The sequence below is a fragment of the Streptomyces sp. NPDC001787 genome (assembly GCF_040297465.1).
GTDB lineage: Bacteria > Actinomycetota > Actinomycetes > Streptomycetales > Streptomycetaceae > Streptomyces.
This window is the reverse complement of sequence record NZ_JBEOZE010000014.1, coordinates 115,149-132,379: the sequence shown is the minus strand read 5'-3', so window position 1 is coordinate 132,379 and position 17,231 is coordinate 115,149. Positions and strand designations below refer to the sequence as shown.

Genomic DNA, 17,231 nt, shown 5'->3' with positions numbered 1-17,231 from the left:
CAGGGACGGATGCTCTTGGCGTAGACCAATGCCCCATCCGTACGCGCCTGTTGCTCCTTTCGCCTGTCTCCCGATCCGTTCGCGCCCAGTGCGCGGTTCCGGGGCCCGGCCCGCGCGCTGCCGCGTCCCGGAGCGCTCAGAGGTACGTGGCGGCGGTGACGCAGAAACCGCCGAGGGCGACGGCCCAGACGTACGGGAGGGTGCGCAGCATGACCTGTTGCGGGGTGACCCCCGCGTACTGGGCGCTCCACACGGTCTGGGTGCTGGTGGGGTCGGCGACGCCGAAGACCTGGTTGTACGAGGTGGCGAGGCCCAGGACGGCGGTTGCGGGGTAGATCCCGGCAGCGATGAGGACGCCCGCGATGCCCGCGCCGAGACCGAAGACGTTGAGCGGCCCCCGGTAGAGGCAGAGCGGGACGAGCAGCGTGAACACAAGGACGAACAGCACGGCGTTCTGCGGGCTGACCGCCTCGACCAGGGGCTGGAGTGCCTCGACGGCGCCCGGCAGCTTCACCGCGGCGAGCAGGATGCCGATGGCGACGAAGAGGGCGATCGGCGGGGCGGCGACCTCGAAGGCTCCGTAGAGCGTGCGCAGCAGCCGCTTGTTCATCCCGCCGGGGCGGGTGGTGGTGACCAGCGCGTAGAGCACGCCCGCCAGGAGCGAGGGGATGATCGGCACATCGAGGCCGAGGGCCAGGACCAGCGGGACGACCGGGGTGAGCAGGGCGTACCAGGGGGCGTCGCCGAGCTTCGCCCGCCGCGAGGCGGGCTTGGCCGTCGCGGGCCTGAAGGCCCAGGCGTGTTCGACGCCGCGGCGGCGGGATTCCACGAGGACGAAGAGGACCGCGGCGACGAGCGCGAGGGGGAACAGCTTGATCATGAAACCGCGGACGGTCGGGATTGGCAGTTCCAGGGCGGTGGAGAAGAACTGCCACACGGGGAGTTCGAAGGGGATGCCGACCGCGATGCCCATCAGGATGGTGCCGGCCGCGGTGGTCCTGGGGATGCCGACCGCGACCATGGCGGGGATGCCGATGATTCCGGCGAGCATCGCGGCGGGTGCGGAGCCGGTGACCGTGCCGACGAGGGCGGAGACCGCGAGCACTCCGAGTGCGACCGCGGTGGGGCGGTCGCCGCCGAATTCGATGATCTTCCGGACGAGGGTTCCGGCGATGCCGGTCTCGTCGAGGAGCTTGCCGAGCCAGGAGCCGAGCAGTACGGCGATCATGGTGGCTGCGAGGGCCGGGGCACCGTCCTGGAGGACGGTCTGCAGCACGCTCTTCTTGCCGGTGAGCGGGGCGCCGGAGACGAGGGCGATGGCGACGGCGAGCAGCACCAGGGCGAAGGCGGTGGGGAGTCTGCGGGTGAGCATCGCGGCGACTCCGGCCGCCATGACGAGCAGGATGACGAGACCCATGACGGTCAGTTCTCTCTTCCGTGCGGGGCGGGCGCGGTACCGGCCTCGGCGAGCGCGGCGGTGATCAGGAGGGGGCTGCGGCCGAGTCCGCAGACGGTCCGGGCGTGGGCGTGGGCGGCGATCTCCTCGGCGCCCACGACATGGCCGAGCAGCCGGTGGCGGCCCAGCCGCAGGACGGTGTGGCCGAGCGCCCGCTTGAGGGCGGCCCGTGCCGGTCCGTGGTGGAGCTGTTCGTGGACGGCCTCGTGGGCGAGGGCGGCGGCGCGGAGGGAGCCGGCGGGGAACCAGTGACGCCAGCCGCGCGCCTCGACGATCTCCTCCGCGCGGGCGAAGGAATCGGCGAAGACCTCGATCGTGGGTTCGGGCCGGGTGGTGTAGCGGGCGAGGAGACCGAGGTCCAGCCCGCCGTCGGACTCCACGACGCGTGCCCGGTGCCGCACTGCGGGCAGCCGGGTCCCGAACTCCTCGGCTGTCCGGGCCCATTGGCGCAGCAACGCCCGGTCGCGGCCTTCGTGGGTGGGGGTGCCGGCGAGCAGATCGACCGCGAGTTCGAGGTCGTCGGCGGTGTGCGGGGACGTCCTTCGCCCCTTGCCCGTCGCGCTGTTCATGTCCGTACCTCCAGTACCGCCACGACCTGCTCGTCGGCGGCTCGCGCCTTGAGTTCGCTGCGGGCGAGGGCGAGCAGCGGCTCGGGGTCGAGCACGCCGGAGAGGTCGGCGATCCGGGAGCCGATGAGCAGCCGTACGGCGGGGGCGCGGACGCCGCCGTCCCCGTACGAGGTGGTGTCCCGTACGAGTGCGGCGAGCACTTCGGGCGCACTGCCCACCGTGGTCGTCTCCACCTGGGCGTCCGCCGCGTGGAGCCGGATCACGCCGTCGCTGTCGATGACCCGGACCGGGCGGCGGACGGCGCGGAGGCGCCGGCGTATCTCGGTCCCGTACACGGTGTGCGCCGAGGTGCCCGCCAGTACCCGGACATCTGCCGGTACGGTTCTGAGGCTGGCGGCGGCGGTGCACAGGCGTTCATCCGCGCCGGCCCGGTGGGCCCGGTCCTGGGTGCGCAGTTCGGTGGCGCCGGTGGCCACGGCCCGTACCGTGCTGGTCTGCGGGTCGACGGTCACTTCGACCTCGACGCCGTCGGGCGCGGCGCCCTGGGCGACGACGGCGGCCTCGGCCTCGGCGCGGACGGCCAGTATCTGTTCCTCTCCCGCGCCGGGGATGATCCGCTCGATCTGTTCGCGGACGAGGGCCAGGGCGACACCGATCGGGCTGATGACCTCGCTGTGGCGGGCGATCCGGCCCTCCATGCCGCTGGTGGCGGCGAGGTGAGGGGTGACGGAGGCGGCGCCGCCTCCCCCTCCGACGAGCACGGCGGCGTCCTTGTCGAGCCGGTAGTCCTTGATCATGGCATCGACGACGGTCCTCACCTGTGCGGTGCCGGCGTCCAGGATCCTGGACGCCGCCGTCGGTACGTCGACGCCGAGGTGTGCGGCGAGCGGGGAGATCGCGGCACGGGCCGCGGCCGGGTCGCAGCGGGCGAAGTCGCCCTCGGGGACGCGGCCGAGCGCGTTGGCGGCGCAGGTCATGGTGAGGGCGTAACGGCCGCCCGCCGCCTCGATGACGGCGTAGTCGGCCGGGTCGTCGTCCATCGGCCGGATGGTGGTGACGGTGGCGTCGCGCAGGTCGTCGGGCGAGGCGAAGCAGGCGTACGGCAGCCCGGCGATGTGCGCGCTGCGCGGTCCGACACCGACGATCCTGCCGCCGTCGACGCGTGCCATGGAGCCGCCGCCGACGCCGACGGTGCGTACGTCCAGGGCGTTGAGGTAGGACGTGCGGCCGAGGATGACGGCGTGCCGGACGGCTACCTTGCCGCGCCGCACGACACTGATGTCGGTGGACGTGCCGCCGGTCTCCAGGAACAGGCCTTCGCTGATCCTCTCCTGCATGAGCGCGCCCGCGACGCCGGCCGCCGGGCCGGACAGGACGGTCAGCAGTGGTCTGCGCCGCATCTCGTCCAGGGACATCACCCCGCCGTCGCAGCGCATCACCATCAGGGGCGCGGTGACGCCCGCCTTGACGATGGAGGCGTCGACGAGGTCGGCGGTGGCCAGCATGCGGGGCAGGATGGCCGCGTTGATCACGGCGGTACGGGTCCGTTTGTGCAGGCCGTAGAGCGAGGTGATCCGGTGGGCGGCTGTCGCGGGGAGCCCGGCCGCCCGTGCGGCGGCGGTGACGGCTTCCTCCCCTTCCGGACGGTCGACTCCGAACGGCTCGCTGGCGACCAGGACCTCCGCGCCCTCCTGGGCGACGGCGTCGACGGCGCGGCGGACGGCGGCGGTGTCCTCGGGGTCCTCGACATGGGCGTAGGTGAGCGGAAGGCGCTTGCCCGGGGTGAGTTCGAGCCGGGCGAGCGCGGCGAGGCGGCGGGTGAGGACGGCTCCGGCGCCGGAGCCGATGCCGACCAGGCCGACCGTGGCGACGTCGCCTTCCAGCAGGGCGTTGGTGGCCTGCGTCGTGCCGTGGGCGAGGAAGGCGACATCCTCGGGGGCGCGGCCGGTCCGGTCCAGCAGCCTGTCGAGGGCGGTGACGATGCCGTGGGCCACGCCGTCCTCGTGGTGGTGGCTGGTGGGGACCTTCACCTGTCCCAGCAGTTCGAGTGTCGTGGCGTCGACGGCCACGGCGTCGGTGAAGGTCCCGCCGACGTCGATGCCGACTCGGATGCGGTGGGTGGTCATGGTGGGAAGCACCTCCTTGTGCTGCGGTGCGGGGGAACGGATTTTGATGGGCCCGGGGCGTGTGCCGAGAGTGGCGCCGTCCGCCCGAAGGGCGGGGCTCACGGCGTCCGGTGCGCTCCCAGGGCGGGGAGCCGGAGCAGCCGTCGCGCGCCCGCCAGGAATGACGGCCGAGCCTCAGTAGCCGCGGACGTCGGGCCAGTGGCGCTGGATCCCCGCGCGGTCCAGGACCCGGGCGAATTCGTCGAAGTGCTGGTCGTCCGCCTGCACCTGGTGCGGTTCGACGTCCTCCGCGAGGCAGTGTGCGGCCAGGGCACCGGCCGCCTCGCCGATGTTCCACTCCACCGGATGCAGGCGGTAGCAGCCGTTGGTGATGTGGGTCGTGCCGATGTTCTTGCCCGCCGGCAGCAGGTTGCGCAGCCGGCGCGGGACAAGAGCGCCGAGCGGGATCTCGAAGGGCACGGACCCGATGTCGATGTAGTTGTCGCCACCGGTGGAGGGGTGGAGGTCGATGCGGTACCCGCCGACGCCGACCGAGTCGCGGTAGCGGGTGCCGCCGCGCGGGCCGACGAGGTCGATGGCGACATCGTGTTCGGTGACGGTGGTGACGGCCTTGATACGGCGGGACTCGCGGATGTACGGGGCCTTGGCCAGCCCGTCGGCGGTGCCGGTGACATCGGGGCGGATGCGCAGGCCGGGGAAGCCGGTGCCGCCGTCCTGCCGGGGAGCCTCGGTCTGGAGCCAGTACAGCAGCGAGAGGGACAGCTGCCGTGCCTCGCGCAGGGCCTGGGTCTCCTCGCCGATGTAGGGCTTGAGCCAGTAGTCGTTGAGGGGCCAGTTGACGAGGGTGATGTCGGAGTCGAAGGAACCGGGGCGGTGCATCGTGCGGGCGAGGATGCGGCGGAAGCCCCAGAGTTCCTTGTCGCCCGCGTCGGCGCTCTGGTCGGCCGTGACGTCCAGGGGGTCGAGCGAGGGGTTGGGGACGAAGGTGCGGGGCACGGATTCGAGCGTGCGGGGGTCGGGTGCCTCGAAGCCGAGGAGCGGTCCGGGCCAGAAGTCGGGTCGGTAGGAGCGCCAGAACGCGTAGTCCTCGGGCCGGTCGACGGTGTGGTCCTGGCCGGCGTGGTGGGAGAGTGCGAAGCAGACGGTGATGCCCTGCTGGTTGAGCGGCTGCGCCTCGTCCGGCGCGTGGGGCTCGTCGAACTCCCCTCGCGCCTCCGCGCCGTTGGCGTGCTCGACTCCGGCGAGCGGCAGGAGCTCGCCGGTCTCGGTGGCATCGACGACGTAGCGGGCCGTGAGGGTCAGGCGGTTGCCGTCCGGCAGGGACTCGACGGTCACGGCACGGATGACATCGTTGTCGGACTCCGCGGCGACCGGACGGTGCCCGGTCAGAACGGTGAGCCGCCCCGCGGCCCGGTGGGGGGCGAGCATGGATTCCAGGACGGCGAGGGCGACACGGGGCTCGTGACAGAGCTTGCTGACGCGCCCCGCACCGGGGTTGAGTTCGGTCAGGGAGAGCGCCTCGGAGCGCAGTGGGTACCACTGCCGGTAGTACTGACGGATGCCCTCGCGCAGACCGCGGTACGAGGCCGTGGTGCCGAACTGTTCGACCCAGGGGTGCTCGTCCGGAGGCACGGCCTGCGAGGTGAGCTGACCTCCGATCCAGTCGGTCTCCTCCGTGAGGACGACACTGCGTCCGGCCCGGCAGGCGGCCAGTGCTGCCGCGACGCCGCCGAGGCCTCCGCCGACGACGAGGATGTCGGGTTGCTGCGCGTTCACTTCACTCCTTGTGGTGCGGGGAACTCGTGCGGCACGCAAGGGAATGCCACACGTGGTCGGGTGTTCGGATCGTGGATCCGTCGCCGGATCCACCGCCCGGGGGTCCGGGCAGGGGTGACGTCAGGCCCGTACCGGCGGCGGCCCGGCCGTCGCGCCGGGGCGGAAGGGGCAGGCCACGAGGGGCTCCGCAGCCTGTTCACCGGCCACCAGCGCGGCCAGCAGCCGAATGGCGGCGGCGCCCAACTGCGGCCGGGGGATGTCGAATCCGGCGGGCTCGGGCTCATGGGCCAGGTCGGCCGGCGGGCTGCCGAGCAGGGCCAGCGAGAGATCCCGGGGGCAGGACAGGCCCGCGTCATGGACGGCTCCGCGCAGCGCCCGCCAGGCGGCGCCCGTGTCGGTCTCCTCGGCGACGAACGCGGTGACGCCCTCGGCGAGACGCGCGTGCAGCCAGGCCGCCGTCAGCTCCGCCTCCGGGTCGGCGCACCGCAGGACGGCGGCCGGTCCGGCCGGCAGACCGGCTTCCTCCAGCCCCTTGAGGAAGCCGTGTTCACGGTCGGTCGAGGCGTGGGCGTCGTCGTCCTCGCGAACGAGCACGATCCGTTCGTGCCCGGCCGCGGCGAGCCGGGTCACGACTTCGGCGCTCGCGCTCACATAGTCGGCACCGACACAGGCGAGCCCCTCCAGTTCGTCGCGGCGGCCGATGTGGACCACGGGGAAGCCGTCGTCCACCAGGCGGCGCAGTTCGGCGGTGGGTGTGTGCCGGCCGAGGAAGAGACAGCCGTCGGCGAGCCTGACCCGGCTCAGCGCCTCCGGCCGGGTGGCACCGGCGCCGCTCGATCCCGTGAAGAGGACGAGATCGTAGCCGCGGGAGGCGGCCTCCTGCTCGACGCCGACGAGGAAGGGGTAGTAGGAGTGCCGCACATCGGTCGGGAAGGCGGCGGTGAAGGAGAACACGCCGAGCAGGTTGTTGCGGGCTGCCGCGAGCCGGCGGGCGACCGGGTCGGGGACGTACCCGAGGCTGTCCGCCGCGGCGAGGACCTTGTGCCGGGTCTCCTCGGAGATGGAGATGCCCTGCTTGTTGCCCCCGAGGACCAGCGAGACGGTGGCCTGCGACACCCCCGCCAGCCGGGCGACCTCGGCCTGCCTCGGACGGGAGGTCCGCCCACCCCGATCCTGAGCTTCCCGCTGTGCCATCTCCGGTCCCGATCCTTCGTTAATGCGTATTAGTACTGGGCGTTGACGAGTACTTTGAGCGTGCCCCGAGCAGCCCGTCAAGGGGTCGGACGCAAATTCTCCGGAAGTTGTTCGACAGTCACGCCCGCGACGGCGGACGCACGGCGTGGACCTTCGCCGGGCCGGCCGGTGCACGGCCACGGATCGACCGGCGTCCTGAACTAATACGTATTAGCACCTTGACGTCGCCCTTCGGCGGGTTCGAAGCTGAGCGCCCCACCCACCGTGAGGACGCCATGAGTGAGATCACCCGAAGAGGATTCGGCCGTCTGGCCGGGCTGACCGTGCTGGCAGCGGGAGTTTCCGCGGGAACGGGATCGGTGAGCGCTGCCGCAGGACCGGGACCGGTGCGTGCCTCCGCCGGTACGGGATCCGCGATCGCCGCCGGCACCGCGGCCGGGGAGCCGTTCGCCCTGCGCCACCTCAGCTCCTTCGACCAGCGACGCTATTTCACCTACCCCACCCACAACGGCTTCGCCGACGCCGACCGCATCGTGCTCGGACAGCGTGAGACCGGAGGAACGAGCCTGTGGGAGGTGCATCTGCGGACCGGTGAGCAACGGTTCCTGGCGCGGTTCGCGACCCCTGCGAGCGACCGGAACCCGTTCGTCTGGTGGAACATCCACTCCGGACGCCTCGTCACCTGCGCCGAGAACGCGATCTGGCTGATCGACCTGGCCGACCCCGCCCCCGTGAAGCTCTATTCACCACCGCCGGGCCGAGCGCTCAGCGTGGTCGTGAATCTGCATCCGGCGGGCGACAGGGTGCTGTGCAGCCACTACCCGGCACCCATCACCGCCGGACCGACCAAGGCCGTGGAGATCGGGCTCACGGACGGGAGCGTCAAGGAGGTGTTCTCGGGGGACGTGATGGCCACCCACTTCCAGTACAGCGCCCACGATCCCGAATGGATCGGCTACGCGCTCGGCGGCAACATCCTCGCCTGGGCCGTGCATCCGGTCCACGCGCCGAAGGGCAGGATGATCTGGGACCAAGCGGCGGCGGGCGTCCCGGTCGGGACCCATCCCGTATGGAACTCCCGGGCCGCTACCGGCTGCCTCGCCGTGGCGATCGGCGGCAGGGCGTCGGGGCTGTGGATGGTCCACCCGGACGATCGGCCGGACCGGCTGCTGGCACCGGGTCCCTCCGGGCCGAACGGCGCGTACAACCACTGCGATCTCACCGCCGACGGCCGCTGGGCCGTGACCGACACCAACGGCCGCAACGGCTCGGCGCTCGGCCAGGCCGGTGCGGTGGCCCTGGTGGATCTGACCGGCGTACACCCCCCGCGCACCCTCGGCCCGGCCGGCTGGGGCTCCGCCCATCCCGGCCATCCCCATCCGGCCTTCTCGCCCGACGGCCGGATGGTCGCCTACACCGACACGGAGGCCGCCACCGACCGCACCCGTGTGGTGCTGTGCGACTCGCGCGGCGACTGGGCGCCGCGCCCCCTGGAATGGCAGGCGGAGGCGGAGGACCTGGTGGTCACCGCCGCGGGCGGCCACGCCGAGACCTTCGCCGATCCCCAGTGCGGCGCCGGTCACGGGGTGCTGTTCACACCCGCCACGCCCGGCGGCGCGCTGACGTGCGAGTTCCGGCCTCCGCAGGCCGGTACGCGGACGCTGAGGCTCCGGGTGAAGCGCCATGACTCACGGGGCATCTACCGGCTGTCGGTCAACGGCACGGCGGTCGGCGCACCGCTGGATCTGTACAGCCCGGTCATGACCTACGCCGAGCCGGAGTTCGCCCAGGTCTCCCTGCGGGCGGGAGTCAACCGGATCCAGCTGACCCACGTGGGCCAGAATCCGGACAGCACCAGGAATCCCGGGACTTGTGCGATCGACCGCGTGGGGCTGCGGAACCCCTGACGGCTGCCCCGCCCCGTCCTGTCCGTCCCGTCGCACCCTGCCCCGTCCCGTCAGCGCGCTCCGGTCGTGCCCGGTGTGCCGCTGCGGGCCGGGGGCCGGGCCGCGCCCCGTATCCCGGCTTCGGCCCCGGCCCCGGTATCGGGGCCGGCCACCGGTGTCCGCGGAACCTGTCGCGACGGCATGGTCAGCACGGCGAGACAGGCGACGACCAGGGCGATACCCGCCCAGCCCAGCGGGGGCAGGCGTTCACCCACGACGAGCACGGCCAGGACGGCGGCGACCGCGGGTTCCAGCAGGGTGAGCGTGGTCGCGGTGCTCGCGGTGATGTGCCTCAGGCCCCAGCCGAACAGTACGTAGCCGATGAACATGGGCACCAGGGCCATGTAGAGGCCCACGGCGGCGTTCGGCCAGGAGTCGAGAAGGGGGGCGCCGGTGGCCAGCAGCACGGGCACCAGCAGCACCCCGCCCAGCCCGAAGACGCTGCCCATCGCCGCGGCGGAGGAGACACCGCGGCTGATGAGCCGGTGTGCGGCCCAGGCGTACAGCGCGTAGCTGAACGCGGCCAGCAGGCCCAGGCCCACGCCGAGCAGGGTCTCCCGCGCGGAACCTCCCTCCGGGACGGAGTGGGCGCGAGCCGCTTCGCCCAGGCACAGCAGCACCGTCCCGGACAGGCCCAGGCCGGCGCCGAGCGTCCAGCGCCGCGTCAGACGGCGTCTGTCCACGACCCGTTCGATCAGGGCCGAGGCGAGCGGGGCCGAGCCGATCGAGACCACCGTCCCGACGGCGACCCCGGCCAGACGCATCGAGCTGTAGAACGCCAGAGGGTAGACCGCCACCCCGAGCCCGCCGAGCAGCACCGCACTGCGCCCCTCGCGCAGCCGGGGTGCCTCGGTCGCGATACGGCGGCCCGCCACCAGGGTCTGGAGCAGCCCGCCCAGCCCCATGGCCACTGCACCGATCGCGAGGGGACCCACCGCCGGGGCGAAGGTCGCGGCGGTGCCCGTCGTCCCCCACAGCACCGACGCCACGAGCACGCACAGGGACCCGGCGCCCACCGAACCGGCCGGATGTACGGCGCGGCGCGTCACAGCCGGTCCACCAGGTCCGCCGCCATCGTCCGGGCACGCTGCAGACGCTCGCCCCCACCGTCCAGTCCGGCGCGTGCCGTCGCGCCCTCCAGCAGGTACGCCAGATGTTCCGCCATCGCGCGCGCGTCCTCGGGCCGCTCGGGCAGCAGCTCGTCGAGGTGCCCGGCGAGCAGGGACTCGACCTCCTCCTTGTGCCGGCGCACCACGGTCCGGCCCTCGTCCCCCGCGGGCAGTTCGGCTGCCGCGTTCAGCAGTCCGCACCCCCGGAATCCGTGCTCATAGGCGTGGGCCGCGTGATCCGCGTACGCGTCGAAGACGGCGAGAACCCCCTCACGCCCGCCCCGGGCGCCCTCCAGCCGCCGCCGGTAGAGGGCCAGCCACTCCTCGTGCCGGGCGTCGAGGTAGGCCATCACCAGGTCCGACTTGGAGGAGAAGTTGTTGTAGAGGCTCATCTTCGCCACGCCCGCCTCCGCGGTGATCGTGTCGATCCCCGTGGCGGCCACCCCGTCCGCGTAGAAGCGGCGTGACGCGGCGGCGAGCAGCCGCTCCCGCGCGGCTCCCCGCCGCCTCTTCGGTGGCGTCGCCGCGGTGCCGGTTTCGCTCATCGCACTCCCCTTCGGATACTAGGTAGGTCAGTCTACCCAGTAACCGAACCGCACTCGTCCGACGGGGGCGTGCGACGGAGAAGGAGCGGCCGGGCGGCCCTGTCACTGCGGGGGCAGGGGCCCGTCGTCGTTGTCGCCGGCGGGAAGGCGGTCCGCCGGAACATGGAGCTGTTCGACGAAGGCCCGGCGCCCGGCTTCCGTGAGGGCGAGGGCCCGGCCGGTGCCGATCCTGATGACCCAGCCGGCCGCCAGCGCGTGCGAACAGAGCGCGGCTCCCGCGGCTCCGCCCAGGTGCGGGCGGCGTTCGGTCCAGTCGAGGCAGGCCCGGACCGGGGGGCGACGGGACGTGGTGGACCAGGTGATGCCGAGTTCGCCGAACCGGGACGCTCCTGCCGCGGAGAGTGCCGGCTGCGGGTCCCAGGTGATCAGGCCGCCGCCGAGGAGTGCGTCGGTGACGGCCGTACCGAGGGTTCCCGCGAGGTGGTCGTAGCACAGCCGGGCGCGGGCCAGGGCCCGCGCGCGTCCCGTCGCACCGAGTGAGCGGGGACTCGGCGGGCTGTACGGGGCGATCTCGGCCAGGCTGTCGAGCAGTGCCGTCACGTGCGGTCCCGCCAGCCGCAGATAGCGGTGCCGGCCGCTGCGCTCATCGGCCACCAGGCCACCGTCCACCAGCAGGTTCAGGTGCTCGGTGGCCGTGGAGGGGGCGATGCCCGCATGCCTGGCCAGCTCCCGCGCGGTCCACGCCCGGCCGTCCAGGAGGGCCACGCACATGCCGGCGCGTGTGCCGTCCGAGAGCAGTTTGGCCACTGCGGCCAGGCCGACGCCGACATCCGGATCGCCCCGGTCCGCTCCAGCACCCGCCATGGTCTCCTCCGTACCGTTCGACGACCGCCGAACGGTACGGACCCTACGCTCCGCTCCCATGAACACCGCGCACAGCTCCCTGGAACTGCACCTCACCGACACCCCCCGCCCCGACGACGTGGCGGTCGTCTCGGACGCACTGGACCGCTTCAACACCGATGTCACGGGCATCGCCGACCGACGCTCCCTCGCCGTCCTGGTCCGCGAGCGCGATACCGGCCGGGTCGTCGGCGGTCTGACCGGGCGGACCTCTCTCGGCCTGCTCTTCGTCGACCTGCTGTACCTCCCGCCGGCACTGCGGGGCACCGGGCTGGGCAGCACCGTGCTGCGCCGTGCCGAGGACGAGGGGCGGGCACGCGGTTGCGTCACCGGGGCGCTGTACACCATCAGCTTCCAGGCCCCTCTCTTCTACGAGCGGCACGGGTGGCGGCGTCTGGGTGAAGTGCCCTGCGCACCCGCAGGATCCAGCCGCATATTCATGACGAGAGAACTCTGACCCCGCCGGCCCCGCCGCGCGGCGCCTCCACCCCGCTGACCAGCACCGCGGCCCGCGGGCACCGGCCGACGGCGAGGTGACGACGGCCGCCCGGCCCCGCCCCGGCCGTCGTCACCGACGGCCGGGGCACCGGGCCATCGGCGCTCAAAGAAACCCGCATAGCCCGACTGCGACTCGCCTGGTCAGGGGACGCTCTCTGTAGTCCCAGACAGCACGACGTCGAAGGCCGACCGTGGAGGGGAAATGCGCGTTCTTGTCATAGCTGAGGTGCCGGGCTCGTTGGCGCAGAATGTATCGAGCAACGGAATCCAGTTCCGGCCGGATCTTCTCACCGCCGACGAGGGAGCACTCGCGGCGGCGATCACCGGGACACGCCCCGGCGTGATCGTCTCGGAGCGTGAGCTCGGAGTGAAAGCCCTGCGCCATTGGCGCAACGCGATGCCCGGTGATCGTGTGCTCTTAGTACGTCTGGAGTCCTCCCCACGGGCGGGTACGACTCCTCGGCTGCCCTCCATGCATCCGGCGAAACCCCGGCGGGAGCTTCCTTTCGGCATCCCCGTCCTCGTGTGCTCCCACCCCCGGAGCCACGGCGACGAGAGCGCGCTCTTCTCGGCGATCGCGCTCGCCGAACGGTTCGTGCAGGAGCAGCTCGTCGCGGCCGACCGCGCCTCCCGCAGCCACCTGCCCGCCCCCGCCGTCGGCCACCAGGGCATAAAGGAGACGGTCCTGCTCGTCGGTGCCGGTGTCACCAACCTGGTGACCGCCCACCACCTGATGGAGAACGGATTCCAGGTCACCGTCGTCGACGCCTGCCCGGATCCGCGCGACAAGAAGCCCTGGCACAGGTACGGAGCCTCCCGGGGCGGCGGCAACGCCCGTATGTTCACCCTCACCGAGATGGACGAGTACCACGCCAAGAGCACCACCGACACGGAGAGCAATCTCGTCTTCGACCGTCCGCCCGCGCGGCTCGGCTGGGACGTCCGTCCGGACACCGCTGCGTCCGCGGCCGACCAGCGGTGGATCCGGGAGTTCAAGAGTGTTCCGCCATGGCTCGCCCACGGCTACAGCCGGGACATCCTCGGCCTCAACCGACGCAGCGGCGAGCTGTGGCGGTCCTGGCCGAAAGCCAGGCCCCACCTCCTGGACGATGTCCAACTGCGCCACGACATCCTCCGTCTGTACGAGAGCCCCCAGCACCTCGACGCCGCCGCGCTGCGGCAGGACGCCGTGGGAGCGACCCTCGGCCGCTATGGCTCACCGCAGGTCCGCGAGGAGTTTCCCGCCCTTCGGGACGCCGCACCCGACGCGTTCGCCGGCGGCATTCTCGTCCGGGGCTTCACGGTCAACGTGCACGACTTCATGGACCGGTTGCTCGACTCCCTCGCATCCGGCGGAGCCGACCTGCGCTTCGGCCTGCGCGCCGAACGTCTCCTGCGGGACGCGAGTGACCGTGTCGCGGGAGTCAGCGCGGCCGACGGGGTCCTCTCCTGCGACCACTACGTGGTCTCCCCCGGGGTCGACGGCGGTTCCCTTCTGCTGGACACCCCTTTCGCGGGCCAGATCCACGGCGTCCTCGGCTGCTGGGCGACCATCCCGAACCTGGAGCCCGCCCTCGCCAACTCCCTCAAGGTCGCCCGGCGGGGCCACATCACCGAGGACGCCAATGTCACCGTCGGACGGAACGCCTCGGGTGAACCGGTACTCATGATCGGCTCCGGCTACGGCTGGACCGGCGCGGATCCCGGCAACATCGACGAGCGCAAGCTGAGAAGTCTGCACACCGCGGTGGCGGACACCGTGCGCCGGCTCTTCCCCCGCGCCTACGAGAGCATCGGCGGCAGGGCGGGCCTGCGCAGGACACAGACGTACTGCGTCCGGCCGTGGACGGCCTCCAACCTGGGGCTGTTCGGTACGGCTCCGGCCGCCAACGGCAGCTTCGTCGTCACCGGCGGCCACAACACCGGCGGATTCGCCCAGGCACCGGTCATCGCGGAGGCGGTGCTCGACGCGCTGCGCGGACGGCATCACCCCATGCACACGCTCTACCACCCGTTGCGTACACGCCGCGCTCTCGGTGCAGACGTCGCCGCCGACACGGTCACGACCTGAGAGGGAGACCCAGATGGAGATCACCAACGAGGACTGGACCATCCGCGCCACGCCGGACGGCAGCCGTCTGCGGGTCCTGCTGCTCACGTCCGACGACCCCCAGCACTCCTACCTCCGCCTGCTCCTGGCCTCCGAGCTCGATCTCGTGGCGACGATCGTGGAGCCCGGCGCCGCGCAGAAGCGGAGGCTGAAGCGCAACCGCCGTCACCGTGACCTCGCCTATCGCCTCTACCAGGGCTGGCGTCAGCGGATCACCGGCCGTGCCCGGCAGCGCCGCGCCTACTTCCAGGAGCTGTCGCGCGGACTTCCCCACAGCCCGTCCCCCGTTCATGTGGTGGACTCGGTGAACAGCGCGGAGGCCAAGGAGCTCAGCGCACGGCTCGAACCGGATCTCACGGTGGTCTGCGGCACCGGCATCCTCGGCAAGCAGATCATCGAGCGGACCCCCGGGCTCATGGTGAACATCCACGGCGGATGGCTCCCGGAGTACAAGGGGAACCACGGGGTCTACTTCGCCTATCTGCACCAGGACTGGCAGCACATCGGCGCCACGCTGCACCTGGTCACCCCCACGCTGGACGCCGGGCCGATCCTCGACCGGGTCACCCCCGCGCCGCACCCGGGCGACAGCGACGAGCAGCTGTACGCGCGATCGGTGCACGCGGCCGCGCTCCGTCTGACCGAACTCGCGCGCGGCCTGGAGCGGGGGGAGGCCATCAGCGCGGTGCCGCAGGAGGACCGCGGTACGACCTACCGGCACCGGGACCGCAAGCCGTGGCCCGAGTTCGTCCTCTGGATCCGGCGTTCGACCGGACGTCACCGGACCCCCGGCACACTGCGTGCCCCGGACGGCTCCCCGCCGCACACCTCGTCACCGGTGTGACCCCGGGGCCCGGCCCCGTTCCCGCCCCCGAGGGGGAGCGCCGGACCGCCGGTGTCCGGCCGTCCCGCGCCTCGCCCCTCCGGGTGCGGCCGGTCAACCGGCGGTGGGCGCCGCCGTCTCCCGCTGCTCCGCGGACACGCCGCACCTGCCCGGCCCCGTTCTGCCGCCGGACTGCCGGCTCATGGCGCGACAGTGCGTCCGGGCGGGTGCGGCGCGGCTGTCAGCGGCGGGCCGCCGCCGGGCGGATGCGGCCGGTGGCGGAGAGCGAGGCCTCGTACGACAGGACGGTTTCCAGGGCCTTCACGGGCGACGGCGCGGAGGCCGCCAGCATGCCCCACCGGCCGGGCACGGCGCTGATCACCTCGGCGTGGCAGCCCGGTGCCATGGCGGGCTCCGGCAGGTCGCGCAGCAGCGCGAGGTCACTGGAGGGTTCGGGGCGCACCACCTTGGTCGCCGCGTACCGTCCGTGTCCCCGCTCGCGGGCGGCGTCCAGGAAGAGCCTCAGATACTCGGCACCGTGGGAGGAGAGGTTGGGGTCCTGGAACGCGAGGATCTCGCGGTCGCCGAACGCGCCGCCCAGATGGCCGATGGCGAAATCGATGCCGGCCGTGACCATTCTCAGCCCGCGTTGCGCGAAGGCCGAGCGCAGTTCCTCCACCATGCCGAGCATGGCGGGGTAGGTGTCCGCCGACAGACCCGCCTCGGCCCAGCTCTCGGCGTCCATGAGCACATTGCCCTGCCAGGACGTCCCGCCGGTCAGCTGGAGGGTCACCCCCTCGGCGACGTGTCCGTTGCGCACATGCGCGGACGGGGCCAGAGGTACGGTCCAGCCGCCGATCGGGACCTGGGTGTAGTGCATGAACGCTTCGAGCACCCAGGGTTCCTTGGTGTGCCGGAGCTGCTCGGCGACGCGGGCCACCTCTTCGGGGCTGTCGATGCCGATGGCCGGGGAGATCCTGGCGCCCGCGCCGCCCTCGGAGGGTTTCAGACAGCCCTGGGTGAAGCCGTAGCGGTCATGGAGCAGGGCCGCGGCCTCGGAGAACCGCTGGACCACCACCGTCTCGTCCGAGGCGTCGGGGTACACCGAGTAGCCCGGCACCACGGGGAACCGCACTCCGAGGCGTACGGCCATCGGGGACAGCGCCGTCTCCGCCGCGAGCAGGTCGGCCGGGTCCCGGAAGGATCCCGACACCGTCAGTGCGTCGTCGACCGAGGGGTGCAGGGGGGCCTTGGTGTTCCAGTAGTCGGCCACTTCGGGGCTGTTGGCATCGACGAGGAGCTTCCCGACGCCGGCCTTCCGCTTGAGGTAGAGCAGCAGTGCCTGGGTGTCGCGGTCCAGTGCGTAGAGCCGGATGAGGATACGGGGATTGCGGCGCACGACCTCGATGAGCCGCTGCCAGGCGGGGGCCCGGCCATCGGTCCGGTGCGCCAGGAGCAGCAGCGCCTGCGAGAGGTAGTAGTACTCGATGCCGGGTACCTCGACGGCCTCGACCCCTGCCAGCGTCGCGGCCGTGCGCCAGGGGCGGGACCGTCCGACCACCACGTCCCCGGGCGAGGCCAGGCTGACCGAACGCGCCTCCACATAGGTCGCGACGTCGTCCGCCGGCTGTCCCGACCTCGCGTCCGCCAGGTCGGCCTGGAGGCTCCGCAGGATCGGGGTGGCGGAGTGCAGGATCACCGCCTGTACGGCGGTCCCGTCGGAGACGTACGGTTCCAGTTCCTCGGCAGCGGCGGCTCCGATGGCATCGGGCTCCATCCCGAGAAGATCTCTTGCCATATCGGCGGACTGTTTGGGCGTCAGTTCGAGCGGCCCGGTGTAGAACCCCTGCCAACGGAACTCTTCGCCGTTCGACGTTTTGACCACCCACTCCCCAGGCATGCCACTGGATTCGCTTCCGGCACCGGACACCTGCTCATACGTCAATTGCTGCATTTCAGTCACTCGATTCCCGAATGAGTGCGGATTTACCCTTTTGATTTGCGGGAGCGCAGGCACACGTGCCGGTCGAGAGGCCGCGCCATCAGCGGCAGGTATCTCTATCCTCACCCGTCCACCGGCGAGGAAAGCATAGGGCAGTATGCGGGAAGGACAACCCAGGGCCGATGATTCACGGAACCGGTCGTGGCTTCCGGGTGACCTATGGGGACGGGATCT

At 72.1% G+C, this 17,231-nt stretch carries 13 protein-coding genes; 4 read left to right on the top strand and 9 right to left on the bottom strand.

Annotated features, from left to right (window positions below):
- Positions 1-136: 136 nt before the first annotated feature.
- The 5 genes from ABT170_RS20545 to ABT170_RS20525 form a co-directional block, all read right to left on the bottom strand.
- Positions 137-1,417: a TRAP transporter large permease subunit gene (locus tag ABT170_RS20545; RefSeq protein WP_351869244.1), complete on the bottom strand. Its 1,281-nt coding sequence runs from the start codon at positions 1,415-1,417 to the stop codon at positions 137-139.
- Between the two features lie 5 nt (positions 1,418-1,422).
- Complete coding sequence (locus ABT170_RS20540) at positions 1,423-2,025, bottom strand: hypothetical protein (protein ID WP_351869241.1); 603 nt, start codon at positions 2,023-2,025, stop codon at positions 1,423-1,425.
- The gene (locus ABT170_RS20535) at positions 2,022-4,151 is read right to left on the bottom strand and encodes a hydantoinase/oxoprolinase family protein (protein ID WP_351869239.1); all 2,130 of its coding nucleotides are present in this window, start codon (positions 4,149-4,151) and stop codon (positions 2,022-2,024) included. The genes ABT170_RS20540 and ABT170_RS20535 overlap by 4 nt, the downstream gene beginning before the upstream one ends.
- A gap of 174 nt (positions 4,152-4,325) precedes the next feature.
- Positions 4,326-5,927 carry an FAD-dependent oxidoreductase gene (locus ABT170_RS20530; protein ID WP_351869236.1) on the bottom strand — a complete coding sequence of 534 codons (1,602 nt, stop codon included), beginning with the start codon at positions 5,925-5,927 and terminating at the stop codon, positions 4,326-4,328.
- Positions 5,928-6,047: 120 nt separating this feature from the next.
- Positions 6,048-7,121 (bottom strand): LacI family DNA-binding transcriptional regulator, encoded by a 1,074-nt coding sequence (locus ABT170_RS20525; RefSeq protein ID WP_329941547.1) that lies wholly within the window; start codon positions 7,119-7,121, stop codon positions 6,048-6,050.
- Positions 7,122-7,396: 275 nt separating this feature from the next.
- On the opposite strand from ABT170_RS20525, the gene ABT170_RS20520 reads away from it, so the two are divergent.
- Complete coding sequence (locus tag ABT170_RS20520) at positions 7,397-9,028, top strand: TolB-like translocation protein (protein WP_329941546.1); 1,632 nt, start codon at positions 7,397-7,399, stop codon at positions 9,026-9,028.
- Positions 9,029-9,078: 50 nt separating this feature from the next.
- Here the strand turns inward: ABT170_RS20520 and ABT170_RS20515 are convergent, their stop codons facing one another.
- The 3 genes from ABT170_RS20515 to ABT170_RS20505 form a co-directional block, all read right to left on the bottom strand.
- Positions 9,079-10,116: a DMT family transporter gene (locus ABT170_RS20515; protein WP_351869232.1), complete on the bottom strand. Its 1,038-nt coding sequence runs from the start codon at positions 10,114-10,116 to the stop codon at positions 9,079-9,081.
- The gene (locus ABT170_RS20510; RefSeq protein WP_329941544.1) at positions 10,113-10,721 is read right to left on the bottom strand and encodes a TetR/AcrR family transcriptional regulator; all 609 of its coding nucleotides are present in this window, start codon (positions 10,719-10,721) and stop codon (positions 10,113-10,115) included. Before ABT170_RS20510 ends, ABT170_RS20515 begins: the two co-directional genes overlap by 4 nt.
- Before the next feature lie 102 nt (positions 10,722-10,823).
- Positions 10,824-11,585, bottom strand: a complete 762-nt coding sequence (locus tag ABT170_RS20505) for an ArsR/SmtB family transcription factor (protein WP_351869229.1) — start codon at positions 11,583-11,585, stop codon at positions 10,824-10,826.
- Positions 11,586-11,643: 58 nt separating this feature from the next.
- Here ABT170_RS20505 and ABT170_RS20500 point away from each other — a divergent pair, with 58 nt between their 5' ends.
- The 3 genes from ABT170_RS20500 (at position 11,644) to ABT170_RS20490 (ending at position 15,076) form a co-directional block, all read left to right on the top strand.
- The gene (locus tag ABT170_RS20500; protein WP_351869226.1) at positions 11,644-12,081 is read left to right on the top strand and encodes a GNAT family N-acetyltransferase; all 438 of its coding nucleotides are present in this window, start codon (positions 11,644-11,646) and stop codon (positions 12,079-12,081) included.
- 279 nt (positions 12,082-12,360) lie between these two features.
- Complete coding sequence (locus tag ABT170_RS20495; RefSeq protein WP_351869223.1) at positions 12,361-14,193, top strand: NAD(P)/FAD-dependent oxidoreductase; 1,833 nt, start codon at positions 12,361-12,363, stop codon at positions 14,191-14,193.
- Positions 14,194-14,206: 13 nt separating this feature from the next.
- Positions 14,207-15,076 (top strand): formyl transferase, encoded by an 870-nt coding sequence (locus ABT170_RS20490; RefSeq protein WP_329941540.1) that lies wholly within the window; start codon positions 14,207-14,209, stop codon positions 15,074-15,076.
- 220 nt (positions 15,077-15,296) lie between these two features.
- On the opposite strand, the gene ABT170_RS20485 is transcribed toward ABT170_RS20490, so the two are convergent.
- On the bottom strand, positions 15,297-16,853 hold the full coding sequence (locus ABT170_RS20485; RefSeq protein ID WP_351869220.1) for a hypothetical protein: 1,557 nt from the start codon (positions 16,851-16,853) through the stop codon (positions 15,297-15,299).
- Positions 16,854-17,231: the final 378 nt, after the last annotated feature.